Source organism: Nonomuraea turcica (assembly GCF_030718205.1).
Classification (GTDB): Bacteria; Actinomycetota; Actinomycetes; order Streptosporangiales; family Streptosporangiaceae; genus Nonomuraea.
Genome location: NZ_JAUZQF010000006.1, coordinates 462317 through 488470 on the forward strand (window position 1 = coordinate 462317; position 26154 = coordinate 488470).

General features: G+C 69.4%; 27 protein-coding genes, 1 tRNA gene and 1 pseudogene. 10 read left to right on the forward strand and 19 right to left on the reverse strand.

Annotation, left to right across the window (positions count from 1 at the left end; translation table 11 throughout):
* Positions 1 to 20 precede the first annotated feature (20 nt).
* Complete coding sequence (locus tag Q9G87_RS18985) at positions 21 to 2636, forward strand: LuxR C-terminal-related transcriptional regulator (RefSeq protein ID WP_305917704.1); 2616 nt, start codon at positions 21 to 23, stop codon at positions 2634 to 2636.
* Here Q9G87_RS18985 and Q9G87_RS18990 read toward each other — a convergent pair.
* The 4 genes from Q9G87_RS18990 to Q9G87_RS19005 all read right to left on the reverse strand — a co-directional run bounded on the left by Q9G87_RS18990 (position 2623) and on the right by Q9G87_RS19005 (position 5646).
* Positions 2623 to 3333: a hypothetical protein gene (locus Q9G87_RS18990; RefSeq protein ID WP_305917705.1), complete on the reverse strand. Its 711-nt coding sequence runs from the start codon at positions 3331 to 3333 to the stop codon at positions 2623 to 2625. The two genes, Q9G87_RS18985 and Q9G87_RS18990, sit on opposite strands and share 14 nt — an antisense overlap.
* Positions 3334 to 3621: 288 nt before the next feature.
* Positions 3622 to 3888: a hypothetical protein gene (locus Q9G87_RS18995; protein WP_305917706.1), complete on the reverse strand. Its 267-nt coding sequence runs from the start codon at positions 3886 to 3888 to the stop codon at positions 3622 to 3624.
* A complete protein-coding gene (locus Q9G87_RS19000) occupies positions 3888 to 4229 on the reverse strand; it encodes an ArsR/SmtB family transcription factor (RefSeq protein WP_305917707.1) in 342 nt (113 codons plus the stop codon). Before Q9G87_RS19000 ends, Q9G87_RS18995 begins: the two co-directional genes overlap by 1 nt.
* Positions 4230 to 4299: 70 nt before the next feature.
* On the reverse strand, positions 4300 to 5646 hold the full coding sequence (locus Q9G87_RS19005; RefSeq protein ID WP_305917708.1) for a hypothetical protein: 1347 nt from the start codon (positions 5644 to 5646) through the stop codon (positions 4300 to 4302).
* Positions 5647 to 5798: 152 nt separating this feature from the next.
* On the opposite strand from Q9G87_RS19005, the gene Q9G87_RS19010 reads away from it, so the two are divergent.
* From Q9G87_RS19010 to Q9G87_RS19020, 3 genes and pseudogenes are all read left to right on the forward strand, one after another.
* Positions 5799 to 7580, forward strand: a complete 1782-nt coding sequence (locus tag Q9G87_RS19010; protein ID WP_305917709.1) for a flavin-containing monooxygenase — start codon at positions 5799 to 5801, stop codon at positions 7578 to 7580.
* Positions 7581 to 7599: 19 nt separating this feature from the next.
* Positions 7600 to 8397 carry an MBL fold metallo-hydrolase gene (locus tag Q9G87_RS19015; RefSeq protein WP_305917710.1) on the forward strand — a complete coding sequence of 266 codons (798 nt, stop codon included), beginning with the start codon at positions 7600 to 7602 and terminating at the stop codon, positions 8395 to 8397.
* A 26-nt stretch (positions 8398 to 8423) separates the two neighbouring features.
* Positions 8424 to 8543, forward strand: a pseudogene (locus Q9G87_RS19020) (PadR family transcriptional regulator); the annotation flags it as partial.
* Positions 8544 to 8569: 26 nt separating this feature from the next.
* Here Q9G87_RS19020 and Q9G87_RS19025 read toward each other — a convergent pair.
* Complete coding sequence (locus Q9G87_RS19025; RefSeq protein ID WP_305917741.1) at positions 8570 to 8806, reverse strand: hypothetical protein; 237 nt, start codon at positions 8804 to 8806, stop codon at positions 8570 to 8572.
* 263 nt (positions 8807 to 9069) lie between these two features.
* Between Q9G87_RS19025 and Q9G87_RS19030 the strand changes: the two genes are divergently transcribed.
* Positions 9070 to 9315, forward strand: coding sequence for a hypothetical protein (locus tag Q9G87_RS19030; RefSeq protein ID WP_305917742.1), 246 nt, complete (start codon positions 9070 to 9072; stop codon positions 9313 to 9315).
* A gap of 10 nt (positions 9316 to 9325) precedes the next feature.
* Here Q9G87_RS19030 and Q9G87_RS19035 read toward each other — a convergent pair whose 3' ends face one another.
* The 3 genes from Q9G87_RS19035 to Q9G87_RS19045 are packed head-to-tail and all read right to left on the reverse strand — an operon-like array spanning position 9326 to position 11724.
* The gene (locus Q9G87_RS19035) at positions 9326 to 9700 is read right to left on the reverse strand and encodes a QcrA and Rieske domain-containing protein (protein WP_305917711.1); all 375 of its coding nucleotides are present in this window, start codon (positions 9698 to 9700) and stop codon (positions 9326 to 9328) included.
* A 45-nt stretch (positions 9701 to 9745) separates the two neighbouring features.
* Positions 9746 to 11056, reverse strand: coding sequence for a sensor histidine kinase (locus tag Q9G87_RS19040; protein ID WP_305917712.1), 1311 nt, complete (start codon positions 11054 to 11056; stop codon positions 9746 to 9748).
* Positions 11053 to 11724: a response regulator transcription factor gene (locus Q9G87_RS19045; RefSeq protein ID WP_305917713.1), complete on the reverse strand. Its 672-nt coding sequence runs from the start codon at positions 11722 to 11724 to the stop codon at positions 11053 to 11055. Before Q9G87_RS19045 ends, Q9G87_RS19040 begins: the two co-directional genes overlap by 4 nt.
* Positions 11725 to 11848: 124 nt before the next feature.
* Between Q9G87_RS19045 and Q9G87_RS19050 the strand changes: the two genes are divergently transcribed.
* The gene (locus tag Q9G87_RS19050) at positions 11849 to 12307 is read left to right on the forward strand and encodes a hypothetical protein (protein WP_305917714.1); all 459 of its coding nucleotides are present in this window, start codon (positions 11849 to 11851) and stop codon (positions 12305 to 12307) included.
* Here Q9G87_RS19050 and Q9G87_RS19055 read toward each other — a convergent pair whose 3' ends face one another.
* Together Q9G87_RS19055 and Q9G87_RS19060 are read right to left on the reverse strand one after the other, a co-directional pair.
* Positions 12308 to 13384 (reverse strand): hypothetical protein, encoded by a 1077-nt coding sequence (locus Q9G87_RS19055; protein WP_305917715.1) that lies wholly within the window; start codon positions 13382 to 13384, stop codon positions 12308 to 12310.
* Between the two features lie 92 nt (positions 13385 to 13476).
* On the reverse strand, positions 13477 to 13914 hold the full coding sequence (locus Q9G87_RS19060) for a hypothetical protein (RefSeq protein ID WP_305917716.1): 438 nt from the start codon (positions 13912 to 13914) through the stop codon (positions 13477 to 13479).
* A gap of 221 nt (positions 13915 to 14135) precedes the next feature.
* Here Q9G87_RS19060 and Q9G87_RS19065 point away from each other — a divergent pair, with 221 nt between their 5' ends.
* Positions 14136 to 14672: a peptidylprolyl isomerase gene (locus tag Q9G87_RS19065; RefSeq protein ID WP_305917717.1), complete on the forward strand. Its 537-nt coding sequence runs from the start codon at positions 14136 to 14138 to the stop codon at positions 14670 to 14672.
* Positions 14673 to 14774: 102 nt separating this feature from the next.
* Here Q9G87_RS19065 and Q9G87_RS19070 read toward each other — a convergent pair whose 3' ends face one another.
* The gene (locus Q9G87_RS19070) at positions 14775 to 14897 is read right to left on the reverse strand and encodes a hypothetical protein (protein ID WP_305917718.1); all 123 of its coding nucleotides are present in this window, start codon (positions 14895 to 14897) and stop codon (positions 14775 to 14777) included.
* Between Q9G87_RS19070 and Q9G87_RS19075 the strand changes: the two genes are divergently transcribed.
* A complete protein-coding gene (locus Q9G87_RS19075) occupies positions 14896 to 15762 on the forward strand; it encodes a rhomboid family intramembrane serine protease (protein WP_305917719.1) in 867 nt (288 codons plus the stop codon). The genes Q9G87_RS19070 and Q9G87_RS19075 overlap by 2 nt on opposite strands.
* 35 nt (positions 15763 to 15797) lie before the next feature.
* Here Q9G87_RS19075 and Q9G87_RS19080 read toward each other — a convergent pair whose 3' ends face one another.
* Positions 15798 to 16043: a cell division protein CrgA gene (locus Q9G87_RS19080; protein ID WP_127938089.1), complete on the reverse strand. Its 246-nt coding sequence runs from the start codon at positions 16041 to 16043 to the stop codon at positions 15798 to 15800.
* A gap of 270 nt (positions 16044 to 16313) precedes the next feature.
* Here Q9G87_RS19080 and Q9G87_RS19085 point away from each other — a divergent pair, with 270 nt between their 5' ends.
* Positions 16314 to 16886, forward strand: a complete 573-nt coding sequence (locus tag Q9G87_RS19085) for an anthranilate synthase component II (RefSeq protein WP_305917720.1) — start codon at positions 16314 to 16316, stop codon at positions 16884 to 16886.
* A 145-nt stretch (positions 16887 to 17031) separates the two neighbouring features.
* Here Q9G87_RS19085 and pknB read toward each other — a convergent pair whose 3' ends face one another.
* The 7 genes from pknB to Q9G87_RS19120 form a co-directional block, all read right to left on the reverse strand.
* A complete protein-coding gene (gene pknB, locus Q9G87_RS19090; RefSeq protein ID WP_305917721.1) occupies positions 17032 to 18876 on the reverse strand; it encodes a Stk1 family PASTA domain-containing Ser/Thr kinase in 1845 nt (614 codons plus the stop codon).
* Positions 18877 to 18959: 83 nt separating this feature from the next.
* Positions 18960 to 20324 carry a protein kinase domain-containing protein gene (locus Q9G87_RS19095; protein ID WP_305917722.1) on the reverse strand — a complete coding sequence of 455 codons (1365 nt, stop codon included), beginning with the start codon at positions 20322 to 20324 and terminating at the stop codon, positions 18960 to 18962.
* A 21-nt stretch (positions 20325 to 20345) separates the two neighbouring features.
* Positions 20346 to 21806, reverse strand: coding sequence for a peptidoglycan D,D-transpeptidase FtsI family protein (locus tag Q9G87_RS19100; RefSeq protein WP_305917723.1), 1461 nt, complete (start codon positions 21804 to 21806; stop codon positions 20346 to 20348).
* Entirely contained in the window at positions 21803 to 23185 is a 1383-nt protein-coding gene (locus Q9G87_RS19105; protein WP_305917724.1) for an FtsW/RodA/SpoVE family cell cycle protein, read from the reverse strand. The genes Q9G87_RS19100 and Q9G87_RS19105 overlap by 4 nt, the downstream gene beginning before the upstream one ends.
* The gene (locus Q9G87_RS19110) at positions 23186 to 24478 is read right to left on the reverse strand and encodes a Stp1/IreP family PP2C-type Ser/Thr phosphatase (RefSeq protein WP_305917725.1); all 1293 of its coding nucleotides are present in this window, start codon (positions 24476 to 24478) and stop codon (positions 23186 to 23188) included.
* Complete coding sequence (locus tag Q9G87_RS19115; RefSeq protein ID WP_305917726.1) at positions 24475 to 24945, reverse strand: FHA domain-containing protein FhaB/FipA; 471 nt, start codon at positions 24943 to 24945, stop codon at positions 24475 to 24477. The genes Q9G87_RS19110 and Q9G87_RS19115 overlap by 4 nt, the downstream gene beginning before the upstream one ends.
* A 17-nt stretch (positions 24946 to 24962) precedes the next feature.
* Positions 24963 to 25703 (reverse strand): FhaA domain-containing protein, encoded by a 741-nt coding sequence (locus Q9G87_RS19120; protein WP_127938101.1) that lies wholly within the window; start codon positions 25701 to 25703, stop codon positions 24963 to 24965.
* A 201-nt stretch (positions 25704 to 25904) separates the two neighbouring features.
* Between Q9G87_RS19120 and Q9G87_RS19125 the strand changes: the two genes are divergently transcribed.
* Positions 25905 to 25987, forward strand: a tRNA-Leu gene (locus Q9G87_RS19125).
* The last annotated feature ends 167 nt before the right edge of the window (positions 25988 to 26154 follow it).

The window sequence follows — 26154 nt, forward strand, 5'->3', positions numbered from 1 at the left end:
GGCGGCGGAGAGGAGGCGCGATGAGCGAGCAGCTGGGGAGCGGATGGCCGTTCGTCGGGCGAGGGGGGCCACTCGCGACCGTAAGGGAGGCTCTGCGGTCGGGAGTCGGCGTGATGATCGCCGGTGAGGCGGGGGTCGGCAAGAGCAGGCTGGCGGCGCAGGCACTGGCCGGGCAGGCACTGGCCGGGCAGGCAAACTACACGGTCGTGCGCGCGCTGGGCACCGTGACCGCGTCGATGATCCCGTTCGGCGCGTTCGCGCACGTGCTGACGGGGCCGCCGGAGGGTGGGGAGAACCTGCTGCGCTGGGCCGCCCGCCGCCTGCACGCCGGAGCTCGCATGGGCGAGCTGGTGGTCAGCGTGGACGACGCACACCGGCTCGATCAGGCCTCGGCGGCGCTGGTGCGCTACCTCGCCGAGAACGGCGAGGCGAAATTGCTGGTCACGGTGCGCAGCGGCGAACCGCAGCCGGCTCCTGTCGCCGCGTTGTGGAAGGACGAGCTGATCACCAGGATCGAGCTGCCGCCGCTGACCGGGGAGGAGGTCGGGCAGGTGCTGGCGGGCGCGCTCGGCGGCGAGGTGGCCGCGGCGACCGTACGGCACCTGGCCAGGGTCAGCGGGGGCAATGTGCTCTACCTGCGCGAGGTCGTGCACGCGGGCCGCACTTCCGGATGCCTGGCCGAGCGGGACGGGCAGTGGCGCTGGCGGGGCGAGCTGTCGGTCAGCACGCGGCTGCGCGAGCTGGTGAGCGAGCGCATCGGCCACCTCGACGAGGACGAACGCGAGGTGCTCGAGCTGGTCGCGTTCGGCGAGCCGCTGGGCGCCGGCCTGCTGGCGGAGCTGACCTCGGCCGGGGCGGTCGAGCGGGTGGAGGATCGGGGCCTGGTCGTGACCGAGGGCGAGGGGCGGCGCGAGCTCCTGCGGCTCGCTCACCCCCTCTACGGCGAGGTCGTACGCGTCGGCTGCGGCACCTTACGGGCTCGGCGCCGGCGGCGCATGCTGGCCGAAGCGCTGGAGGCCACGGGGCTGCGGCGGCGCGAGGACCAGCTGCGGGCGGCCGTGTGGCGGCTGGACAGCGGCTCGGCCGCCGAGCCGGAGATGCTGATGGCGGCCGCGCGGCTGGCCTGGGCTCGCCAGGACCCCCGGCTGGCGGCGCGGCTGGCCAGGGCGGCGATGGACGCCGGGGCGGGCGTGGCGGCGCTGGCGCTGCTCGGCGAGGTCCTCATGGTGCTCGGCGACACGGACGCGGCGGTGGAGTCGCTGCGGGAGGCGGCCCGGTACGCGGTCACCGAGGGCGATCGCGCCCAGCACGCCGCCAGCCTGGGGATCAACTTGGCGTGGGCGGGCGCGGACGCCGAGGCGTGCCGGGTGCTGGACCGGGCCGCGGAGACGCTGCGCGAGCCGGCCTGGCGGCAGGAGGTCTGCACCTACCGCGGTGTGGCCGATTTCCTCGCCGGCCGCCTGACCGGGGCCGCCGGGTGGCTGGCGCGGGCACTCGGGTGCACGCCGGGGACCGTGCGCGGCGCGGCGCACGCGGCCTGCCTGGAGGCGTGGGTGGACGCGTACTCCGGACGCTACGAGCACAGCCTGGCGGTGGCCGAGAGGCTGCGGGCGGGCATGGCCGGCTGGGCGGACGAAGCGCCGCACGCGCTGCCGACGCTCCTGGACGCGCGGTGCGCCGCGCAGGTGTACAGCGGGCGGCTGGAGGCGGCCGCGCGTACGGCCGAGGAGGGCATGGGGCTGCACGCCGGCGAGCTGTCGGTGACCGGGTTCGGTGCCTACCGTGCGCTGGTCAGCAGGCTGAGCGGGGATGCGGCAGGGGCGGCCAGGTGGTGCAGGGACGACGCCGCCCGGCTGCCGACGCGCACGCCGTACCTGGGTAGATGCCTGGGCGAGCTGGCCCACGCGCTGGCGTTGCTCGGCCGGACGGAGCAGGCTCGCGCCACGCTCACGGAGGCGGAGGAGATGGCGGCACGCTGGCCGTTCACCCGGCTGCCCGTGCTGCAGGCCGCGGTCTGGGTGACGGCGGCGGAGGGCGATCTGGACGAGGCGGTGCGCCTGTCCATCGTGGCCGCCGATCTGGCGGAGCGGCACGAGCAGGCCGGCCCGTTGATGTTCGCGCTGCACGATCTGGTGCGGCTCGGCGCGCCTGGACCGGCCGCGGACCGGCTGCCGGCACTGGCACAACGCGTGGACGGGCCGCTGGCCGGCCTTCTCGCCAGGCACGCGCGGGCCGTCGGGGACCCGGGCGAGCTGGGGGTCGTGGCGGCCGAGTTCGAGCGGCTGGGCCTGGTGTTGTACGCGGCCGAGGCCACGGCGCAGCAGGCGGCCGCGTACCGGGACGCCGGCCGCGGCTCGCAGTCCAGGGGCGCGCAGACCAGGGCCTGGGCGCTGGCCGAACGTTGCCCGGGCATCACCACGCCAGCGCTGGTGCAGCTGGCCACGCCCGAGCTGACGCCGCGGCAGCGGGAGATCATCCAGCTCGCCGCCGCCGGGCTGACGAACCGGCAGATCGCCGACCGGCTGACGCTGTCCACCCGGACGGCGGCCAACCACCTGCAGGCCGCCTACGACAAGCTCGGCGTCAACGACCGCACCCAGGTCGGGCGCCTGCTCACGGCGCTCAGACCAGCTTGAGGAGGCCGTCGTACAAGGTGTCCCGCTCCTCCGCGGACAGCACCTCGTACGCCGCGCCGGCCCGCAGGTTGGTGTCTGTCTCGATCCCGGCACGCAGCGGCCCGTTCCTCAGCTCGACGATCTCGGCTGCGGACAGGCCCGCTGCCTGCCAGGCGGCGGCGTGCGCGTCCGCGCGGTGGTAGCGGAGCACGGCGAGCCGGTTGAACAGCAGCACCCCTGGCGCCGCCCACTCCGGCTCGTACGGCGGCGCCACCGCCGCCAGCGCGCCGGAGCCGCCGCCGGGCAGCCGCCCCGCCTGGTCGAGCACCCTGCCCACCAGCCCGGCCAGCCCGGGCAGGTCGTGCCCGCCCCAGACCCGCTCGGCCGCGGCGCCGTGCAGCTCATAGAGCCGGTGGATGAACTCCAGGCCTTCCGCCGTCAGCCGAAGGATGCCGTCGTTCTCCACCAGCGTGCCTGTGCGCACCTGCTCCTGGACGTCTGCCCCGCCGTATCGGTAGATGCTGCCGAGTTGGCCTCTTGTCACCGGCCGTAGGGGGAACACGAACCGCAGGTCGGACAGCAACCCGGGCGTCACGCCGGAGGTCGCGGCCAGCTCAGTGACCGCCTTGAGCGCCGAGGCATGCACGTTGACATGGGCCGCGTCGATGATGGGCGCGATCGCCGCCGCATATTCAACCAGGTCTGGAAATTTCGGCATCGGGCGTCATTATGCCGCCGGGCTGGCGCGCCGTCCGGCAACTCCAGCATCATCATGCCCGTGGCGATCATTCGATGGCTGGCCATCGGGCTTCTGTGCGGAGCGATCGTGATTCCCCTCGGGTGGTCACCGCGCGGCGACGGCTTCGAGCACGCACGTCTGGCGGCCGTCATGGGGCTGATCCTGGGCCAGCTCGTGACGGTCCCGACTGGGCTGCTGGCCGGCATCGTGCTCTCCGTCGTCCAGCGGCGGACGCGCCCTCCCGGCCGTGACGGCCCAGGAGGGGGTCTACTCGACGGTGCGGAGGATCTGTTCGATCGACGCCGCACGGGCGCGCAACTCGGCCAGGTCGGAGGCGGTGCGTTGCTGGGCGTCTAACGTGCCCTCGGCGAGCTGCTCGAACCGGCGCACGAGCTGGCGCAGATCCTCGGCCTGGTCGGCCTGGAGCTTGAGCTTGCGCGTCTCGAACGTGCCCACGATGAGGAGCGCGATCAGGAAGGCGACCAGGACCAGCACACCGAGGTAGAAGATCGCCTCTGGCCAGGAATCCAGCATCAGGAGTGCTCCTCGGCTCCGGGACCCTTCTCCAGGGTCAACGTCTTCGCCGCCTCGGCCAGCGCCGAGGCGGTCAGGTGCAAGCTGAAGTCCGTGACTTCGTAGTACTTCATGGCCTTGCCGTCCTCCGACAGCTCCAAGTTGCCGACGATCAGTCCGGCTGCCTCGAGCTTGCGCAGGTGCATGTGGAGGAGCGGGCGGCTCACGCCGATCTCGCGCGCCAGGTGGCTGACGTAGTCACGGCCGTCGGACAGCCTGGCGACGATGCGCAGCCGCAGCGGGTTGGCCAGCGCGGCCAGCATCTCGACCAGGTCGTCGCCCGTCGGCCCGGCCGTGGTCATAGGGTCCCATCACCTGTAAGAATTTCTTTACACATGGCACGGTAGCAGTCGTCGTTCGCGGCGGCAATGGTCAGGTGGTGCGACCGGCCACGGCTTCCGGCTCCGTCGCGGGCCGGACCGCGGCGTCCCCCCGCGCCCTGGCGCTCACGGTCAATCCGAGCGCCAGGCAGACCAGCGGGATCGCCGGAATCACGTACCGCACGTCGTAGGCCGCCAGGAACGGCGGCGCCGCGACGAGCGCGAGCGCGGCCAGCGCCGGCAGCAGGGCGTCCCACCGCCGTCGCGTCACGGCCAGCGCCAGCGAGACCACCAAGCCGACCATCAGCAGCGGGTAAGGCACATACCCGAACCGCTGGTAGGCGCGCAGCCATCCGGCGAACGGCTCGACGACCCGCGTGGCGGCCGGTCCCGCCTCGTACGACTCCGCGACGCCCCGCACCGACGCGCTGATCGGCCGCTCGGCCGCCGGGAACTTGTACGGCGTCTTCTCGTCCGCGGCCGTACGCTCCCAGCGCAGCAACTGGGTGAGGTCCGTCGCGACCGTGCCCACATAGGCGCCGGGCTGGGCGAGGATGGCCTGCCTGGCGAACTCTCCGGCCAGCTGGTTACGGTTGGCCGTCCCCGGCACCTTGAGCAGCGGCGAGAAGCTCTCCCACAACCAGTGCGGCGGATAGGGACGCTGCTCGACGGGTATTCGGGGGCAGAGCACGGCCAGCCGCGCCGGCGGCTTGATCACGTCGCAGTCGGCGAAGCTCATCGTCCTGGACCACAGGAAGTTGCCGTCCGCCTCGGTAAGGGCGAACTTGCCCTTCTCCGCCTTCGTCCAGGTGGCGTACGCACCCAGCGGGATCGCCCCGGCCACGACCAGCGCCAGCAGCGGGCGCCAGCCGTACCGCCTGATCAGGAGGTAGGCCGCCGTGAGCAGCAGCAGTGGCAGACCGATCGTCCGCGTGATGCCGGCCAGACCGAGCAGTAACCCGCCCACGGCGGCCGTGGCCGGCGTGACGCGCCACACGATGAGGGTGATGGCGGTGGTGACCAGCACGATGAAGATCGCGTCGGCCATGATCATGTGTTCGAGGAGGACGAGGAACTCGTCGTACAGCAGCGGGGTCACCAGCAGCGTGGCGCCCCAGCCGGGCAGGCCGCGCCGCCTGAGCAGCGCGTAGACGCCGACCGCGAGCGCCAGCCCCAGCAGGTGCTGGAGGACCGTCACCAGCGTCAGGCTGTGCGCGGGACGCAGCAGCGCCAGCAGCAGGGAGTATCCGGACGGTCTGGTCGTTCCCGGCGTCAGCTCCTCGCGCAGGAAGGCGAAGGAGTCGCCGTAGAACAGCAGCGCGGGCGGGAATCCGAGCACGGCGAGCACCCGTAGCCCGATGGCGGGCAGCATGGCAATGACCAGTGCGCGGTGACCCAAGGCGGTTCTGCTTCCTCGTGTGCCGGGTTTCTCACCCTAGTCCGGACCGGTGGTGCTCCGGCCACCGGAAGGGGTTGTCTGCGGCCATTTCCGAATGACATTCTGGAATTGTCCCGGTCATCCAGGCGCCACGTCTCGCTCCCGGAGGCTGCATGACCCATCCCGTCCTCGACAAAGAAGCCCTTCGCCGCAAATACCGCGAGGAGCGCGACAAGCGGCTCCGCCCGGACGGCAACGACCAGTACCTGCGCCTCACCGGCCGCCTCGCGCACTACCTCGAGGACCCCTACACGCCGAGGACCGAGCGCGAGCCGAAGACCGACCACGTGACGGTCGCGTTCGTCGGCGGTGGGTTCGCCGGCCTGGTCACCGGCGCGCGGCTGAAGGAGTCCGGCGTCGAGGACGTGCGCGTCATCGACAAGGCCGGCGACTTCGGCGGCACCTGGTACTGGAACCGCTACCCGGGAGCGCAGTGCGACACGGCGTCGTACGTGTACATGCCGCTCCTGGAGGAGACCGGGCACATGCCGACCGAGAAGTACGCGCACGCGCCCGAGATCCTCGAGCACTGCCGCCGCATCGGCAAGCACTACGGCCTGTACGACCACGCGTTGTTCCACACCGAGGTCGTGGACCTGGAATGGCTCGGCGACCGCTGGCTCGTGCGCACGAACCGGGGCGACGCGTTCACCGCCCAGTTCGTGGCGATGGGCATCGGCCCCCTCCACGTGCCGAAACTGCCCGGCATCCCGGGCACCGACGACTTCAGACGGCATGCGTTCCACACCAGCCGCTGGGACTACGACTACACCGGCGGCGACGCCTCGGGCGCGCCCATGGACCGGCTGGCGGACAAGCGCGTGGCCGTCATCGGCACCGGCGCGACGGCCGTGCAGTGCGTCCCCCACCTGGCGCGGGCGTGCAAGGAGCTGTACGTGTTCCAGCGCACCCCGTCGTCCGTGGACGTCCGCGGGAACCGCCCGACCGACCCCGACTGGTTCGCCGGCATCGCCACGCCCGGCTGGCAGCAGCGCTGGCTGGAGAACTTCACGGCCATGCAGACCGGCGCGGCGGCCGAGAAGGACCTGGTGATGGATGGCTGGACCGACATCGCCCGCCGGGTCCGCGCCAAGATCAGTCAGCTGGACGAGCTGACCCCTGAGACGATGCGGGCCGCCTTCGAGGACTCCGACTTCGAGAAGATGGAGGAGATCCGCGCCCGCGTCGACGCCGTCGTGGCGGACCCGGAGACCGCGCGAAACCTCAAGGCGTGGTATCGCCAGCTCTGCAAACGCCCCTGCTTCCACGACGAATACCTGCAGGCTTTCAACCTCCCTGGCACGCATCTCGTCGACACCGACGGCAAGGGCGTCGAGCGGATCACCGAGACCGGCGTCGTCGCCGCGGGAAGGGAGTACGAGGTCGACTGCGTCATCTACGCCTCCGGCTTCGAGGTCGGCACGGACTACACCCGCCGGGCCGGGTACGACGTGACCGGCCGCGACGGGGTCAGGCTGTCGCAACGCTGGGCCGAGGGCATGCGCACCATGCACGGCATCCACGTGCACGGCTTCCCGAACGCCTTCCTGGTGCAGCACACGCAGGGCGCGAACCTGCTCTCCAACATCCCGCACAACCTCACCGAGGCCGCCCGCACGATCGCGCTGATCGTCAAACACGTCCTCGAGCACGGCTTCTTGGAGGTCGAGGTGACCAAGGAGGCCGAGGACGCGTGGATCGAGCTGCTGCTGTCGGGGCCGGGCTCGTTGCTCGGCGGGCCGGACTGCACGCCCGGCTACTACAACAACGAGGGCCAGGATCTCGGGCTGCGTGGCTGGCTCAACGTCGGTTACCCGCTGGGCGCGACGGCGTACTTCGCCTACATCGACCAGTGGCGGTCTTCTCACGCGTTTGACGGACTCGAATTCCGCTAGAAAAGTAGGGTTCGTTGGCATGAACGAGCAGTGGCAGGAGATCGGAGACCGGGTCTATGTCCGGCGTCACCGGTCGTTCGACATGAACACGGGTCTGATCGTCGGTGATGACGGGCACTGCCTGGTGCTCGACACGCGTACCTCGCACCGGGAGGCGGCTGACCTGATCGAGGCCGTCAGGCGGATCACCCCGGGCCCGTGGACGGTCGTCAACAGCCACTCCCACTTCGACCACTACTTCGGCAACGCGCTGTTCCGGCCCGCCGAGATCTGGGGGCACGCCAGGTGCGCCGAGGAGATCGAGCGGTACGGCGAGCAACAACGCGCCAACGTGATCGCGCAGCTGCCCGACCGACGGGAGGAGCTGGAGGAGATCACGATCGTGCCGCCTGACCAGACGTTCACGGCCGCGGCCAGCCTGGACATCGGCGGGCGCATCGTGCATTTGCGGCACTTCGGGCTCGGGCACAGCAGCAACGACGTCGTGCTGCACGTTCCCGACGCCGGGGTCGTGTTCGCGGGGGACCTGGTCGAGGAGGGCGCGCCGCCGGCGTTCAGCGACTCGTACCCGCTGGACTGGCCGGCCACCGTCGCCGCGATGCTGGACGAGATGCCGGAGCCGGTGATCGTGCCGGGGCACGGCGCGGTGGTGGACCGCGCGTACGCGCAGGCCCAGCAGGCCGAACTGGCGCTCGTGGCGGAGCTGGCCAAGCGGGCACACGTGGAGGGCCTGCGCGACCTGATCAAGCACTTCCCGTATCCGGAGGACGTGGTGAGGCAGGCCATCGACCGCGCCTTCCTGCAGCTCGACGTCTGACCTCTTGCGCCGCCCACCCGTACGAGTTGCACCGGTTCATCGTCGAGACGCACAAGGACTACATCACCGGCCTGCCGCGCAGTCTCTACCACGCGGTCGAGCGGCTGGCCAAGGACGAGCTGATCGTGCCCGCCAAGACCGATCGCGAGGGCCACAGGCCGGAGCGCACGGTCTACGAGATCACCGAGGAGGGCCGCGAGGAGCTGGTCGCCCGGCTGAAGCAGCTGCTGGAGCGGCCCGACCCCGACCGGCGCACGTTCGTGGCGGCCGTTTCGCTCATCGGCTGCCTGCCGCTGCCCGACGCCCAGCGCGCGCTCCGCGGCCGGGCGGCCACGATCGAGGGCGCCCTGGCCGGGATGGACGCCCACCGGCGGGCCATGGCCGACAGCGGACTGCCCGCGGTGCTCATGCTCGAGGTCGAGTACGAGCAAGCTCTGCACCAGGCCGAGCTGGACTGGATCAAGGACCTGCTCGGCCCGGCTCGACAAGGGGGAGCTCGACTGGACCCCCATGTGAAGGAGGCCGCCGAGGTGCGCCAACACCTCAGCGGCCGGACATCCGAACAAGGCGCCTGCCCTGCCCGAACGCGCATTCACAGGATAGGCGCCGCGACCAAGGGAGCCGCGCCATGTCCACAAAGATCGTCCGCCTGCTCGGCCAGGTGGTCAAGCCATGACGAAACGGCTCATCACCGAGGTCGCCGGGGTGGTGACCGCGCCGGTCGAGCAGGTGTGGCAGGCTCTGCTCGGCGAGCGGCCGGCCCACGACCACTGCGTCTACAGCGTGGCCGGCCCGTACTGGGCCGTGGCGCTGGCCAACCAGCTGTTCATCGGCTTCCCTGAGCGTACGCGCCGGTCGTTCGCGGAGGGCATCTCGCGGATCGCCAACCAGTTGGGCTGCTCCGCGCGGCTGACCTAGGCCGCCGTGATCAGGCCAGGCTGATCTTCCCCTTCGACACCTTGATCTTCTTGCGTGGGAGCGGGTGCTTGGCCGGACCCTGGACCACTGCCCCGGTGGAGGCGCTGAACTTGCTGCCGTGGCACGGGCAGTTGATCGTGCCACGGCTCACGCTCGCCACCGCGCAGCCCTGGTGGGTGCACTTGGCGCTGAAGCACCGGTAGACGCCCTTCTTCGGCTGGGTGATCACGTACTTCCCCTTGATGATCCGGCCGCCGCCGAGCGGGATGCTCTTGGTCGTGGCGAGCACGGGACCTGCCGCCGCCTCGGCCCTGCCGGGCCACAGGAAGACGACTCCGGCGCCCGTGGCGCCACCTCGGACGATCAATGCACGACGTGTGAGCATGGTTGCCTCCTTCAACCATTCTCACGTCCACCGAGCACTGGTGGTTCACATGTGACACAAGGGAAATCTGGCGATGAACCCGCCGCCCGCGTACACAAGAGAGCCCTGGTGCAGAGCCGCGATGTCCCGCGCGATCGGCAGCCCGAGCCCGGCGCCGCCGGCGTCCCTGGCCCTTGCCTCATCCAGCCTGGTGAAGCGGTCGAACACGGCCTCGCGCTGCTCGAACGGGATTCCGGGCCCGTCGTCGAGCACCTCCAGTACGGCCTCGTCCGCCTCGGCGTGCACGCGTACGCACACCGTCGAGGCGGCGTGGCGTACCGCGTTGTCGGTCAGGTTCGTCACCAGGCGGTCGAGATGCGCCCGGGAGCCCTTCATCACCACGTCGGGCTCGATGTCCAGCTCCACCCGCACCTCGGGCCGCCGCCGTACCCGCAGCGACTCCTCGGCCGCCACCTGGCCGAGGTCCAGCTCCGCGCTCCGCAGCGGCTCGCCCGCGTCCAGCTTGGCCAGCATGAGCAGGTCGGCGGCCAGGGACTGCAGCCGCTCGATGTCGGCGAGCGCCTCCTTGGTCAGCTCGCTGGGCTCGGCCAGCTCCAGCCGGGCGCGCAAGGTGGCGATGGGGCTGCGCAGCTCGTGCGCCGCGTCGGCGACGAACCGCTTGTGCGTCTCCACGGCCGTCTCCAGGCGGTCGAGCGTGCCGTTCACGGTGATGGCCAGCGCCGCGATCTCGTCTTTGGAACTCGGTACGGGGACACGCTGGTGCAGGTCACGCGCGGTGATGTCGGCGACCTTGGCCCTGATCGCGGCCACGGGAGCCAGCGTGCGGCCCACGGAGAACCAGGTCATGGCGGCCACCACGAGCAGCACCGCGGGCATGCCGGGCAACAGCGCGCCGTACAGCGTGCGCAGGGCGTCCGAGGCGCCGGCCAGCGAGGCCCTCGACCACAACATGGCGGGGCCGGTCTGGGTCGTCACCTTCATCCCGGCGACGGCGTACTGGCCGGGCTCGGCCCATTGGTTGATGGCTTCGGCCTTGTCGGCGGTCAGCACGACATCGGGGTCGGCGACCGCGGACACCGTGCCGTCCTGCAGCCGCACCACCCCTGCCTTGCTCTTCTCCGCGGGGACCCTGACCGGGGTGCCGGGCGCTATCTCGATCGTCTCGACGAGCGGTGCCGCGGCCTCAGCCTTCCTGGCCGCCTCGGCTCCCGCGCTGCTCTCCAGGCTGCCGCGCAACAAGATCACCAGTAGCAGCGCAACGACCCCCAGGGTGAGCGCCACGACCAGCGTCGCCGCCACGGTCGCCTGCAGTCGTACGGACGAGAGCCCCACGGCCATCCGCCGCCACCCGATCACGCCGCCTCCAACCGGTAACCGGCCCCGCGGACCGTCATGAGCGTCGTCCGGCCGAACGGCACGTCGATCTTCCTGCGCAGGGCGCTGATGTAGACCTCGACGATGTTCGGGTCGCCGTCGTAGGAGAAGTCCCAGGCCTGGGCCAGCAGCTCGCTCTTGGAGACCACCTCGCCGGGCCGCCGCGCGAGCGCGTGCAGCACCGCGAACTCCTTCGGCGTCAGCCCGATCTCCACCTCGCCCCTGCGGCACCGCAAACCGGCCGGGTCGATCACCAGGTCTCCCACGGTGATCGACACCGGCCGCTCGCGCCCGCCCCGCCGCACCAGCGCGCGCAGCCGGGCCAGCAACACCACGTACGAGAACGGCTTGGCCAGGTAGTCGTCGGCCCCGTTGTCGAGCGCCTCGGCCTCGTCGTAGACGCCGTCCTTGGCCGTGAGCATCATGATCGGCGTCCAGTCGCCCGCCTCGCGCAGCCGGGAGCAGACGGCGTATCCGTTCATCCGCGGCACCATCACGTCCAGGACGATCACGTCGTACACGTTCTCGGTGGCCATCCACAGCCCGTCGCGCCCGTCGTGGGCCACGTCCACGGCGAAGCCCTCGCCCGCCAGCCCGCCCTTGATCAGGTCGGCCAGCCGCTCCTCGTCCTCCACCAGTAAGACTCGCACGCCGTCCAGGATCTCTCAGGCGACCTAAAGCCAACCTGAAGATCATTTAGGGCCTCTTCAGGGTCGTTTCAGGTACGGCGGGTCAGTCTCGGGGGTGTTCGACCGATCCCAGTGAGGAGAACCCATGTTCAAGCGACGTCTCGCGGTGCTCGGCGCGGTCTGCGCGCTCGCGCTGACCGGTCTGGCCGGGTCCGCCCTGGCCGACGAGCCGCCTTCCGCGGCGGGCGCCAAGGTGACGTGCACGACCAGTGACGGCAAGACCATCGAGCTGCCCGGGGTCGAGCCGGGCAAGCCGATGGGTGTCCTGGTCACCTCCGAAGGGGAGGTGAAGCAGGTCGATCCGGGCGAGATGGTGATGCATCGTGCCGTTCCCGCGGAGAAGCTGCCCGAAGGAGCCGAGCCGCCCATCATGGTGAAGAAGGTCGAGGCCGGTGCGGTGGCCACCGAACTCGCCGATGGCGATGCGGTGCGCGCCGTTCCCGCCAAGCCCGCCGAGGGTCTGCCCGTGCCCCCGGAGGCCGGCAAGGCCCCCGAGGGCGGCCCTGGCAAGGCGGTCACCATCGTCTGCAAGAAGCCCGAGTAGTCACCCGGCGAACGACGGGTGCGGCCCCAGCGCCCAGTACTCGAACAGGCCGTGACCGACGAGCCCGTCGTACTCGAAGCGCCCGACGGCGTCCACCAGGCCCCACATCCTGGCGGCGTCGTCAGGCAGCCGGTACGTCAGGCCCTGCACCACAGGCCCGGGACCCTGGTACATGCCGTGCCGCCAGTCCGGCTCCAGCCCGTAGCCGGTGCCCACCATGAGGTGCACCGGAAGGAGCGGGGTGCAGTGCACGTCGAACGGCTTGCCCCCGGGTGGGGAGAAGGTGATCACGGCCTCGACGACGTCCCGGGTACCGGGGGCGTAGACGGGGCGGTAGTCAGGCCGGCCGAGATACTCCTCCTCCCGCCCGTCCGGCCACACGCGCACGGCCTCCTCCAGGAGCCGGCGGCCCCGCTCGTCCTCCTGCACGATGCAGAGGATGGCGTGGTCGTCGAACTGCATGGGCGCGTAGAGCCAGTAGAAGGTGCCGGGGTTCTTGGCCTGGATGCCGGGCGGCTCGGGCTCGCCGACCGGTCTGATGCCCCAGGACCGGTCCCTGGTGCCCTGCCAACGGTCGGGGGAGACCGGGATGTTCTCCCCGCCGATCCTGATATGTCCGGACCAGCGGCCGGTTTGCGCCAGGCGTACCGAGTCGAACATGACACGCTCCTGCCACCGCAGGAAGTGCCGGGGTTCGAGGGTCGCCGGGATCGTGCCTTCCCAGAGCAGGTCGAAGGACAGGCCATGCTCGTTCGGCTCCAGGACCACCCTGAGCCGCTTGAGCCCTTCGACGACCTCGACGCGGAAGGGGCCGATCCCGGTGTCCATCCGGTCGGTGCCGAGCTCGCGCGAGGCCCGGACGACGCGGTGCAGGTCCCGGTGCCGTACGCAGGCGAAGGCGTCGGTGACGCCCAGGTTGGGGTACTGGCCGAGGCCGACGATCAGCATGAACTCGCCGGTGCCCGCGTGGCAGTTGAAGTAGTAGCGGTCATAGAAATTGCGGTCGGACGTGGCCACGTGCCGCATGACCTGGGCCGCCTGATGGACGGGGTAGTCGTCGAGGGGTGACAGCGCCATGCCCGGTTTGTAGCAAGCGCTTGCTAACGCGTCAACGGCAGAAAGAGAAGCGCGCCCTCGTACAAGGTCGAGGGCGCGCCTTCCCGGCGAGATCAGGGCATCTTGCGGGATGCCTCGTCCGCCTTGTTCGACACGTTGGCCGCGATCCGGTCCGCGGACTCGGCGGTCCGTTCCGCCTTCTCGTTGACCCATCGTGAGGCATCGGAGGCGGATTCCTTCATGTGCTCGGTCCACTGCTGGGCATTGCGGCGGTAGGCCATGTAGCCCATCGCCCCTAGCGCAATCCCGGTCATGAGAACGAGCATCGGCCACCGCCGCGACCGCGTGGGCGTCGGGTCGATCTTCCTTGCCGCCGTGGTCAGCATGTGGCTGACCCTGGGGGCGAATTCGTCTTCGAACCCGTGCGCCGCGGACTCCAGCCGCGGCGCCGCCCAGTAGCGGGCGTCTTCGAAGCGATGGGCGGCGGCCGTCCTGGCCTGGTCCGCCATCGGTGCCACGCGGTGGCCGGTTCGCACGGCCTGGGCCCGCATTCGGCCCATCCACGTGGCCGGTACATCTATGACCACGCGGCGTCTTCTCAGTGTGAGGGACACGACAACCTCCCCTGTCGTTGGAGCCCCGAGCCTGACCTTCCCTGGGCAAGGCGGCTCAATCATGGCCGTCCATGGGAGGATGGCTCAGAAGGCCGTACGGCCATAGTCCACAAAACACCACAAAACCAACCCTGTGCATAGAGGGGGGCAGCTGTCTCGTGGCTGAGAAGCTGATCGCAAACCTGCAGACCAATCGCGGCAATATCAAGGTAGAACTCTTTCCCACCAAGGCCCCGAAAACGGTGCGCAACTTCGTGGAGCTGGCCGAAGGCACCCGCGAATGGACGCACCCGGGCACCGGTGAGAAGAGCACCGCCCGCTACTACGACGGCACCATCTTCCACCGGGTCATCCCCGGCTTCATGATCCAGGGCGGTGACCCGCTGGGGCAGGGTATCGGGGGCCCTGGCTACGAGTTCGACGACGAGATCCACCCGGACCTGTGGTTCAACCGGCCATACCTGCTGGCCATGGCCAACGCGGGCATCCGCTTCGGCAAGGGCACCAACGGCTCGCAGTTCTTCATCACCGTGGTGCCGACGCCGCACCTCAACGGCAAGCACACCATCTTCGGCGAGGTGATCGAGGGGCAGGAGGTGGTCGACGCCATCGCCAAGACCCGCACCGACAGCCGGGACCGTCCGGTGGAGGACGTGGTCGTGGAGTCGCTCACCATCGAGCGCGTCCAGTCCTGACGGGACACTGAAGGGGACGGGCCCTCCGCCAGAGGGCCACGCGCCCACCACGGCGCCGCCGCGCCCCGTCCACGTGAAACGCTCACGGCGGCGCCCACGCGCCTACAGCGGCCGGCTCACCGCGATCGCGCCGCAGATGTCCCACACCAGCGGCTCTGCCGTGTTGAGTGTGGCGGTGTCGGGCGGCACGCGGCAGGCCCGTGCACGCCTTAGGCTTTTGGTCATGACCAGCCAGCCGCCCAGCCCGCCCCCACAGCCCGAGCAGCCGGCTGAGGCCGTGCCCACGTGTTACCGGCACCCCGACAAGGAAACCTGGGTCCGCTGCCAGCGCTGCGAGCGTCCCATCTGCCCCGACTGCATGCGCGACGCGGCGGTCGGCTTCCAATGCCCCGAATGTGTGGCCGAGGGCAACCGCGGGATCCGCCAGGCCAAGTCCACCTTCGGCGGCAGCGTCGTGCGCACGCCGTTCGTGACGTACGCCATCCTGGTCATCAACATCCTGGTCTTCGGCGCCCAATACCTCACCGGCGACGAGGTCACGGCGGAGCTGGCCATGTGGCCCGCCGGCGTGGCCGCGCTCGACCAGTATTACCGGCTGATCACCGCCGCGTTCGTGCACGGCGGCGTCTTCCACATCCTGTTCAACTGCTGGGCGCTCTACGTCGTGGGCCCATACCTGGAGCGCGCCTTCGGCCACGTGCGCTACGTGGCGCTCTATGTGATCAGCGCACTCGGTGGCTCCGTGCTCGGCCTCTGGATCGACCCGCTCAACCAGCCCACGGTCGGCGCGTCCGGGGCCATCTTCGGCCTGTTCGGCGCCGTGTTCGTGGTCGGGCGCAAGCTCAACATGGACGTGCGCGGCATCGCCGTGCTCATCGTGATCAACCTCGCGATCACGTTCATCGTGCCCGGCATCAGCTGGACCGGCCACATCGGCGGCCTGATCACCGGCTCACTGCTGGCAGGAGCGATTGCCTACGCCCCCAAGAACAACAGGACCCTGTGGCAGGTCCTGGCGATCGCGGGAGCGCTGGCATTGCTGGCCGTGCTTGTGGTGGTGCGAGCGTCGGCCATCCTGGCCGGCGCCTGATCCCCCACAGGGTGTGGAAAAAGCTGTGGAAAGAACTACCTCCAGCGTGTGGAAAGAACCACACCGAAGATGATGAAAACAAACCCGATCAGCAGGTTCCAGTTCTGGAGGTCGCCGATGAAGGGTGTCTGCGGCGCGACGTAATACACCGCTATCCAGAGGATGCCGATGATCCACGCGACGACCATCGTGGGCGCCAGCCAGCGAGGGCTGACCTTGACCTGCTGAGACCTCTGCGGCGGGGTGTAGACCGCCTTCTTGCGAGCCTTGGACTTGGGCACTGGGTAACTCCTGCTGAGGGCCTGGGGCATCCGGATCGTCCGCAGGCTCTCCGATTAGCCTAATTGAAGTGGGGTCCAGAATAGTCGCCAAGCGCATGTCGTGGCGATCCCTGGCCGCCGCGGATGCCCGAAGGGCCTGATCGAAGACGGACTGGCAGGCTGGTCCTGCTGCTCCAGTGTGCTGGTCGCGGTGGCGGTCGCCGTAGTCTGGAATGTCATCCTTCCGCAACTGGAGTCCTTGGTGACGCTCGACGAGGTGACCATAAGGAAATGAGCCGCGTGCTGGTCGTGGACAACCACGACAGCTTCGTCCACACGATCGTCCAGTACCTGCGTGCGCTGGGCGCGGACTGTGACGTGCGGCCGCGCGACCACGTACGCGTGGGCGACGCCGACGGCTTCGACGGCGTGCTCATCAGCCCTGGACCCGGCACGCCCGAGGCGGCCGGCGTCAGCGTCCCCCTGGTCCGCTACGCGGCCGCGCGCGAGCAGCCGCTGCTCGGCGTCTGCCTGGGCCACCAGGCCATCGCCATCGCCTTCGGCGGAACGGTGTCCCGCGCGCCCGAGCTCTTCCACGGCCGGACCAGCGACATTTTCCACGACGGCAAGGGCGTGTTCGAGACGCTGCCCTCGCCGGTGCGGATGACCCGCTATCACTCGCTCGCCGTGTTGCCCGAGACCGTGCCTGAGGTGCTCGACGTGACCGCGCGGACCGCGGACGGCGTCATCATGGGCCTGCGCCACCGCAGGGCGCCCGTTGAGGGCATCCAGTTCCACCCCGAGTCGATCTTGTCTGAACACGGCCACGCGTTGCTCGAGAATTGGCTGCGCGGAACCGTGTAACAAACGCCGCGCGTACGGCGACTAACTAGTGAGCGTCCCCGCCGTTGCCCCCGAGCGGCGGGGGCGTTTTTTCGTTTCACGAGCAAACGGAGGGCCGCCCGTCCACGAGGGGACGGGCGGCCCTTTCCGCCTGGACGAGGAGACCTCAGCCGAGGGGGTCGTCGTCGATCGGGTTGTCAGACGGCGGGTCCTCAGGGAAGTCCGTCTGGTCGTCGGTGGGCTGTTCGGTGGGGAACGGGTCGGTGGGCTGCTCCGTCGGCTGCTGGTCGGGACCCGTGGACACCACGATCGTCACCGTCGTGTTCGCCGGCAGCTTGGTGCCCTCGCCCGGGTTTTGCTGGACGACCGTGCCCTCGGGCTGGTCACTCGGCTGCGGGACGACCTTGGCCTTGAAGCCGGCCGCCTTCAGCTGCGCGGTGGCGTCCTCCACGGTGAGCCCGACGAGGCTGGGGACCTCGCCCAGCTCCTTGGGGACCCACAGGGTGACCGTGCCACCCTCTTCGATCGACTCGCCGGACTTGGGCTTGGTGGCGACGACCGTGCCCTGCGGCTTGGAGGAGACCCTGGTCTGGACCGTGGCCTGCAGGCCGGCCTTCTCCAGGGCCGCGGTGGCCTCCGCCTGCGACATGCCGATGAGGCCGTCAGGCACCTTGACCTTCTTCGGGCCCGTGGACACGTAGAGCTTGACGGTCGAGTCCTTCGGTGCCTTGGTGCCCTCGGGGGGATCCGTCTTGATGACGGTGTCCTTGTCGATCTCGGAGCTGGGCTCCTTCACCACCTCGACCTTGAACCCCAGGCTGGTGAGCTGGCTCTCGGCGTATTTCTGATCCTGCGAGACGAGGGACGGGATCGCGACCGTCGTCTGCGCCGGCGTGTTGCCGGTGCCGAAGATCAGGTAGCCGGCCGTGACGAAGCCGCCGATGATCAACAGGGGGATGATGATCCACAACGCGGTCTTGACGCCGTTGCCGCCACCGCCGGAGGCCCTGCGCCGCCCGCCACGGCCGCCGCCCTGACCATCGCCGTAGTCGTACGGTGGGATGGCGCTGGTGCGCTGGGTGGCCGGGCCGGTGGCGGCCTGCGTGGCCGTCATCATGCGCGTGCCCTGGCCGTAGTTGCTCGTCATCGCCATCGTCTGGGCGTCGGTCGGCATGCCGGACATCGCCCGCTGGATGTCGGCCCGCATGTCGGCCGCACTCTGGTAACGCTGGGCCGGGTCCTTGGCCATGGCCTTGAGCACGATCGCGTCGGCCCACTGCGGGATGTCGCGGTCGATCTGCGACGGCGGGATCGGCTCCTCGCGGACGTGCTGGTAGGCGATCGCGACCGGCGAGTCGCCGGTGAACGGCGGCTGCCCGGTCAGCAGTTCATAAAGCAGGCAGCCCGTGGAGTAAATGTCGCTCCGCGCGTCCACCCGTTCGCCCCGCGCCTGCTCGGGCGACAGGTATTGCGCGGTGCCGATCACCTGCGCCGTCTGCGTCATCGTGGCCGCGGAGTCGGCCATCGCGCGCGCGATGCCGAAGTCCATCACCTTGACGTCGCCCGCCCGCGTGATCATCACGTTGGCCGGCTTGATGTCGCGGTGCACGATGCCGCCGCGGTGGCTGTAGTCCAGTGCCCGCAGGATGCCGTCGACCAGCTCGACCGCCCGCTCGGGCATCAGTCGCCGGTCCTGGCGCAGCAGGTCGCGCAGCGTCCTGCCGTCGACGTATTCCATCACGATGTAGGGCACCGGGGCGCCGTCGGTGACGTCCTCGCCGGTGTCGTAGACCGCGACGACGGCCGGGTGGTTCAGTGAGGCCGCCGACTGCGCCTCACGGCGGAACCTGGCCTGGAAGGTGTGGTCACGCGCCAGATCGGAGCGGAGGGTCTTGATCGCGACTATGCGGTCCAGCCGGATGTCTCGGGCGCGATAGACCTCGGCCATGCCGCCGCGCCCGACGACACCGTCGAGCTCGTAACGACCTCCGAGTAGCCGAGGCTGAGTCATTTCCTGCACTGTCCCTTACCGTTCATCTTGGGTGCCGGCCTGCTCGGGGGGCCGCCGGTGTCCATCATCGACCCCCTGGCGCGTCACGTCTCCTCCTTGGGCGGGTTCGTCTCACCCGGGTCTGGCGAAGCGGTCGGTGTCGAAGTCGTCGGTGTCCTGGTAGGCGTTGGAGTGGGGGTGGGTGTCGGGGTCCGGGTCGTCGGTGTCGGTTTCGGTGTCGGCTTCTTCGTAGGAGTTGCCGACTTGCTTACCGTAGCCGACCGTGAGGGTATAGGCCTCGGCGACTTGACCGGAACCACCGCAGGGCGTCGGGTACGTGTTTTGGTCTTGCTCGGGCGTGGCAGCTCAGGCGTCGACACCGTCGACTCTGTGGGATCCGCCACGTCAGGCGGCGTCTCCACGGGCGACCGGCCGGCGAGGGAGAAAGCGCTGAGCCCCACGGCGGCCACGCACCCGGCGGTGGCCACAGCGGCCAGCGTCCTCGCGCCCTTGCGCCGCTTGCCCTGCCCGCCCGGCCGCTGCTCCTCCATGGCCGTCGCCGGGGTGAGATCGTCGGTGTCCCGCTCGTCCTCGGGCGACGGCTCGCGCACCTCGAAGCCGGACGGGTCGGTGAACATGCTCAGGTCGGCGCCCTGTTCGCCGCCGACCAGCGACTCGCGCAGCACGTAGGCCCGGTCGGCCACCTCCAGCGCCGTGGCCGGGCGCTGCGCCGGGTCCTTGGCCAGTAGCGCCAGGACCAGCTCGCGCACCGGCGCGGGCACGTCCACGCCGAGCGGCGGCGGCGGCTCGTTGAGGTGCATCAGCGCGATCGCCACCTGGGTGTCCCCGCGGAACGGCGTGCGCCCCGACAGGCTCTCGTACGCCACGATGCCCAGCGAGTAGAGGTCGGTCGCGGGCGTGAGCGGCAAGCCCTGCGCCTGCTCAGGGCTGACGTATTGGGCGGTGCCCAGCACGGTGCCGGTCTGCGTCACCGGCGCCGCCTCCAGGGCCCGCGCGATGCCGAAGTCCGTCACCTTGATGACGCCCTCGGGAGTGACCAGGAGGTTGCCCGGCTTGATGTCGCGGTGGATGATCCCGGCAGAATGCGCCGCGTGCAGTGCCTTGGCGGTCTGGTGCACCACGTCCAGTGCCACTTCGGCCCCGAGGGCGCCGTTGCGGGCCAGGATGGCCGACAGCGGCTCCCCGTGGACCAGCTCCATCACCAGGTAGGCGAGGTCGCTCTGCTCGCCGTAGTCGAAGACCTGCGCGATCCCGGGGTCGGCCAGGGCCGCCGTGAGCCTGGCCTCGTTGCGGAAGCGCTCACGGAAGGTGGGGTCGGCATAGATGTGGCTGTGCAGGATCTTGACCGCCACCTCGCGCCCGAGGAGCTCGTCACGGGCGCGCCACACCTCGCCCATACCGCCCGTGGCGATGCGGGAGACCAGGAGGTAGCGGTTACGGAGCCGCATGGTCCAGCAGGTTACCGTCACTCACTTGTTCAGCACCGCCTCCAGCACGGCTTTTGCGATCGGGGCGGCCGTGTGGCCGCCTGTCGCCTCCGCGCCGACGTTCGCGGCGCCGGACTCGACGATCACCGCCAGCGCCACCTTCGGGTCCTCCGCGGGCGCGAAGGAGATGAACCAGGCGTGCGGCGGCTGGCCGTCGGCCGTCTCCGCGGTGCCCGTCTTACCCGCTACTTGGACGCCCGGCACCTGCGCCAGGTTGGCCGTGCCGTTGTTGACGACGCTCACCATCATCTCGCGCAGCTTGCCCGCCGTCTCGGTGCTGACCGCCTCCGTCAGCTCGTCGGGCTTGGCCTCGTCGACCGTGTCACCCTTGGCGTCGGTGATCTTGTTGACGAGGTACGGCTTCATCACCGCGCCCTCGTTGGCGATGCCGGCGGCGATCATGGCCATCTGCAGCGGCGTCATCCGGTTGCTGCGCTGCCCGATCGAGGCCATCGCCACGGCCGCCTGATCCTCCTTGGGGCCGAAATCGCTGTCGGCCACCGACATCGGCACGGCGATCTGCTCACCCATGCCGAACCTCTCCGTCTGCCTGTTCATTTTGTCGTAGCCCAGCTCCATGCCCATCTTGCCGAAGGGCGTGTTGCAAGACTTCTCCAGCGCGAACGTCAGCGTGACCGAGCCGGAGCCGCAGGCCGCGCCGCCGTAGTTGGGCAGACTGATGGTGGTGTTGGGCAGCGGCAGCCGCTGTGGGGCGTCCACAGTGGTGTCCGGGCCGCGCGAGGAGTCGTCCTCCAGGTACGCCGCCATCGTCACCACCTTGAACGTCGACCCCGGCGGGTACGTCTGGCCGATGGTGCGGTTGAGCAGCGGCTGGCTCTTCTCCTTGGCCAGCTCGTCGTAGCGCGTGAAGACCTTGCCCTTGTCGGTGCCCGACAGCTCGGTGGGGTCGTAGGTCGGCAGCGAGACCATCGCCAGGATCGCGCCGGTCTTCGGGTCGAGCGCGATCACGGCGCCGCGCTTGCCGCTGTTGCGGAGCGCGTCGTAGGCCGCCTTCTGCGCCTTGGGGTTGATCGTGACCTCGACATTGGCGCCCTTGGTCGGCTCGCCGGTGAACAGGTCAATGCTCCGCCGCAGCAGCAGGTCCGCGCTGGAGCCGTCGAGCAGGTCGTTCTCGGACCTCTCGATCGCGCTCTCGCTCTCGGGCGAGAAGAAGCCGGTGACGTGCGCGTAGAGCTTGGCGTCCGGGTATTCCCTGGCGAACCTGAACTTCTTGCTCTCGGTCTCGACGGACTGCGCGATCACCTTGCCGCCCGCCACGATGCGTCCCCGCTCGATGGAGTACCGGGCGTAGTAGTTGCGGGTGTTGCGTGAGTCGCCGCTCAGCTCTTCCGCGCGGACCGCCTGCAGGATGTTCACATTGATCATCAGGAGCGCGAACATGACCAGGCAGGCCACGGCCGCGCGCTTCAGGGTCTTGTTCATCGCTGGAACACCTGCGTCAGTCCTTCGTTCTGGATCGCCTGAGGCGGGGGCTTTCGCGCCGAATCCGACATTCTTACCAAAAGCGCGATAAGGATCCAGTTAGCCAGCAACGCCGAGCCGCCCTGGGACATGAACGGGGTGACCAGGCCGGTCAGGGGGATGAGGTTCGTCACGCCGCCGACGATGATGAACACCTGCCAGGCCAGGATGAACGACAGGCCGCCCGCCAGCAGCTTCGAGAACGGCTCGCGGGCCGCCAGCGAGGTGCGCAGGCCCCGCTCGACCAGCAGCGCGTAGAGCATGATCAGCGCCATCAGGCCGGTCAGGCCCAGTTCTTCGCCGATCGCGGCGAAGATGAAGTCGGAGAACGACAGCGGGATCAGGTCGGGATTGCCCTGCCCGAGCCCGGTGCCCAGGATGCCGCCGGCGCCGAGCCCGAAGAGGCTCTGCATGATCTGGTAGCTGCCGCCGATCTCCCGGTTGTAGAACTCGTCGGAGCTCGGGTTGAGCCAGATCTGGAAGCGGTCGCCGACGTGGTCGAAGGCCATGCCCGCCAGAAAGGCGCCGCCCGCGAAGAGCAGCACGCCGATCAGCACCCACGACGTGCGCTGGGTGGCGATGTAGAGCATCGCGATGAACGTGCCGAACAGCAGCAGCGACGTGCCCAGGTCCTTCTCGAAGACCAGGACGAGCAGGCTGAGCGCCCAGGTGACGAGGACGGGGCCGAGGTCCCTGGCCCGCGGCAGGTCGATGAAGAGCAGCCGCCGCCCGGCCAGCGCCAGCACGTCGCGCTTGGCCACGAGGTAACCGGCGAAGAAGACCACCAGCGCCAGCTTGGCGAACTCGCCGGGCTGGATGGAGAATCCGCCGATGCGGATCCAGATCTTGGCGCCCTGCACCTCGCTGAGTGAGGCGGGCAAGATCGCGGGGATGGCGAGGAGGACCAGGCCGACGGCGCCGGCGGTGTAGGTGAGGCGCTGCAGAATCCGGTGATCGCGGATCACGAGCAGCGTGGCCGTGAACATCACGACGCCGACCGCCGTCCACATGATCTGGTTGGCGGCGGACGCACCGGGCATCTTCGCGGACTCGAGCCGGTAGATCATCACCAGGCCGAGGCCGTTGATCACGGTCACCAGCGGCAGGATCAGCGGATCCGCCCACGGGGCGAACTTGGCCAGCACGATGTAGGCGACCGCCATCAGGCCGCCCAGACCCAGGCCGTACGTCAGCATGCCCGCCGGGATCTGGCCGTCGATCGCCAGGCCGACGTTGGCGTAGGCACCCATGACGATGCCCACCGCGAGCGCCAGCATGACCAGTTGGGCCACGCGGCGCTTGGCCGGCATCGGGACGGGGGCTTCGGCGACTTCGCTCATTTACTGCTGTTTCGTCTTGGTCGCGGTGGCGGATGGCGTGGGCGACGCACTCGTGGTCGCCGTCGTCTCGCTCGGCTGATCTCCGGAGAACTTCAACGCGTTGATTTTCGCCACGCCTTCGTCGACGGACAGGACGGGGATGCCGCTCCTGACCAGCGCTTGGTCAGCCTCGGACAGCTGGGAGAGCTGCCGTCCCGTGGGCTTGGAGACGCTGAAGAGCTGGAATCCGACCACCTCCTTCTGGATCCCCTTGAACACGACCACCTCGCCGTCCCTAGCACCGACGAAGAACTGGTCCTGGGTCCACTGGTATCCAAAATAGCCACCGGCGCCGACGGCGGCGATGGCTATGCAGAGCACGGTGACCAGCACGGGCCACACACGACGACGCTTGCCCGACCGCCGGGACGCCTGCGCGACCGGCTCGTCGAAGTCGTCGTCGGCGATCGCCGGCTGGGGTGCGGTCACCGCACTAGGTCGCCCCGGCGAGGTGTCCTGCGGATTCCCGCGCAGCCGGTTCATGCCCGCGGCGCCCACAACGGCCACCTCGGCAGGCACCTGCTGCCCATCGGTGATCTCCAGGACGTCGGCCAGGACGCACGTGATGTTGTCCGGCCCGCCTCCCCTGTTCGCCAGGTCGATGAGCTGGCGGACGACCTCTTCCGGATCGTCGATGTTGGTGAGCGTGGCGTGCAGCGTCTCCGCGCTCACCACACCGGACAGCCCGTCCGAGCACAGCAGGTAACGGTCACCTACCTGCGCCTCCCGGAGCGTGAGATCGGGATCGACCTCGCCGCTGCCATCGAGAGCGCGCAGCAGGATCGAGCGCTGCGGATGCGTGGCGGCCTCTTCCGGCGTGATGCGCCCGTCGTCGACGAGCTGCTGCACCAGTGTGTGGTCATGGGTGATCTGGTAGAGCTCCCCGCGCCTGAGTAGGTAGGCGCGCGAGTCGCCGACGTGCACGAGGGCGACCTGGGTGCCGTGCCACAACATGGCCGTGAGAGTCGTGCCCATGCCTTTGAGGCTGGGATCCCGCCCCACCATTTCGTGCAGCTTGCGGTTGGCGTCGCGTACCGCTGCCTCGATGGCGTTGAGCAGGTCACCCCCCTGTTGGGCCTCTTCGAGAGAGGCCATGGCGGCGATGGCGACTGAGCTGGCCACCTCGCCGTGTGCGTGCCCGCCCATGCCGTCGGCGACGGCAAGCAGGCGGCCGCTAGCGTACGCCGAGTCCTCGTTTCCTTCGCGGAGGAGGCCGACGTCCGAGCGGGCGGCGTAGCGGAGTGCGATGGTCATTTGCGCAATTCAATGACTGTTTTGCCGACGCGGATCGGAACACCGAGCGGCACCGGGGTCGGGCGGGTGACTTTCGAGCGGTCGAGATAGGTCCCGTTGGTCGACCCGAGGTCTTCCACGATCCACTGACCGTCCTGAGGAAAGAGCCGGGCATGCCGGCTGGAAGCGTAGTCGTCAGTGACTACCAGCGTGGCGTCGTTCGCCCGGCCAATGGTGATGGGCGTCTCCGTGAGAGTGATGGTGGTGCCTTGCAGCGGGCCACCTGTGACGATGAGCTGGCGTGGCTCGCCCTTCTTGCTTTTGGGCTTCGCCACGGCCTTGGCGGGTTTGGCGGACTTGCGTGGACCCGCGGGAGCCGTGCGTGAACCGAACAAGTCAGTCCGGATCACGCCGACTGCGGCAATGACGAAGAACCACAGCACCGCCAGGAAGGCGAGCCGGATCAGCAGCAGCGTGAGCTCGGACATGGACCGTTTGTCTACCTCTAATCGCGCCGGAACACCAGAGTCGTGCGCCCCAGGGTCACTCGCGTGCCGTTCTGGAGCTCGATCCTGCGTACCGGCTGGCCGTTGACGAAAGTGCCGTTCGTCGATCCCAAGTCGACGAGAACCACATTCTGGCCCTCGACGCGCAACTCCGCGTGATGCCGCGAAACGCCGGGATCGACTAGACGAAGATCGCAGTCGGTGCCCCTGCCGAGCAAGGTCACCGGAGTGGTGAGCTCGTAGGAGCGGTCCCCCTGCGGATCGTCCTGGGTGGAGACGAGCAGCCTGGGCCGCCCGTTGAACGCGTGCGGCCGGGATGGAGGCAGGTCGCTCGCCGGCTGGCGAATCTCGTCCTGCTCCACCGTCGCGCCGCGGATGACGCCGGACCTGATGCGGAACAAACCCACAGCCAGGTCGGCGGCGGTCTCGAAGCGAACCCGGACCGGTCCCACGAAAGAGTAGCCCTGCTCCTTGGCGTACTCCCTGGCGAGGTTGGCCAGCTCGTGACTGATGCTGTCGGCGTAGACCTCTAGCCGCTCGCTGTCGGTCGTGGACAGCTCAACCACGAAATCGTTGGGCACGAGCGTGCGACCTTGAGCGACGATCGCCGCACGCTCATCCATCTCCCGCTGAACCGCGCTGGCGACCTCGACCGGCTGAAGGTCAGATTTGAACGCCCGCGCAAAGGCCCCCTCAACCAAGCCTTCGAGCCTTCGCTCGAAGCGCTGAAGGACTCCCACCGGGTACCTCCCTTCCTCCGTGCATATGATCGCGTTCCCCAGACGCGTACGACGCCCGGTTTCCGCTAGTCCCACGTCGCGGCGTTCCCCGGCGCCCGTCGGCAGTCGCGCCCAGCTCCTCCGCTCCCGTGTCTTATGCGATCGTATCCGGGTTCAGTACCAGTGGCTGTTCCGTGCTACTGTTTCTCCGCACCCAAAAAAGGGCGGGTGGCGGAACGGCAGACGCGCACGGTTCAGGTCCGTGTGTCCGAAAGGACGTGAGGGTTCAAATCCCTCCTCGCCCACTCGGTGACTGGGGACTCTTGGTCGGAAGCATTCGCTTCCTCCCTCGGGTCCCCTCGTCGTGTTTACCGGGGGATAACCCCCGGACCCCCAGCGTCTTCTGGGGGGCATGGCCCCCCAGACCCCCCGTCCCTGGGGGCTGTTGCCCTCAGACCCCCGTCTTCTCGGG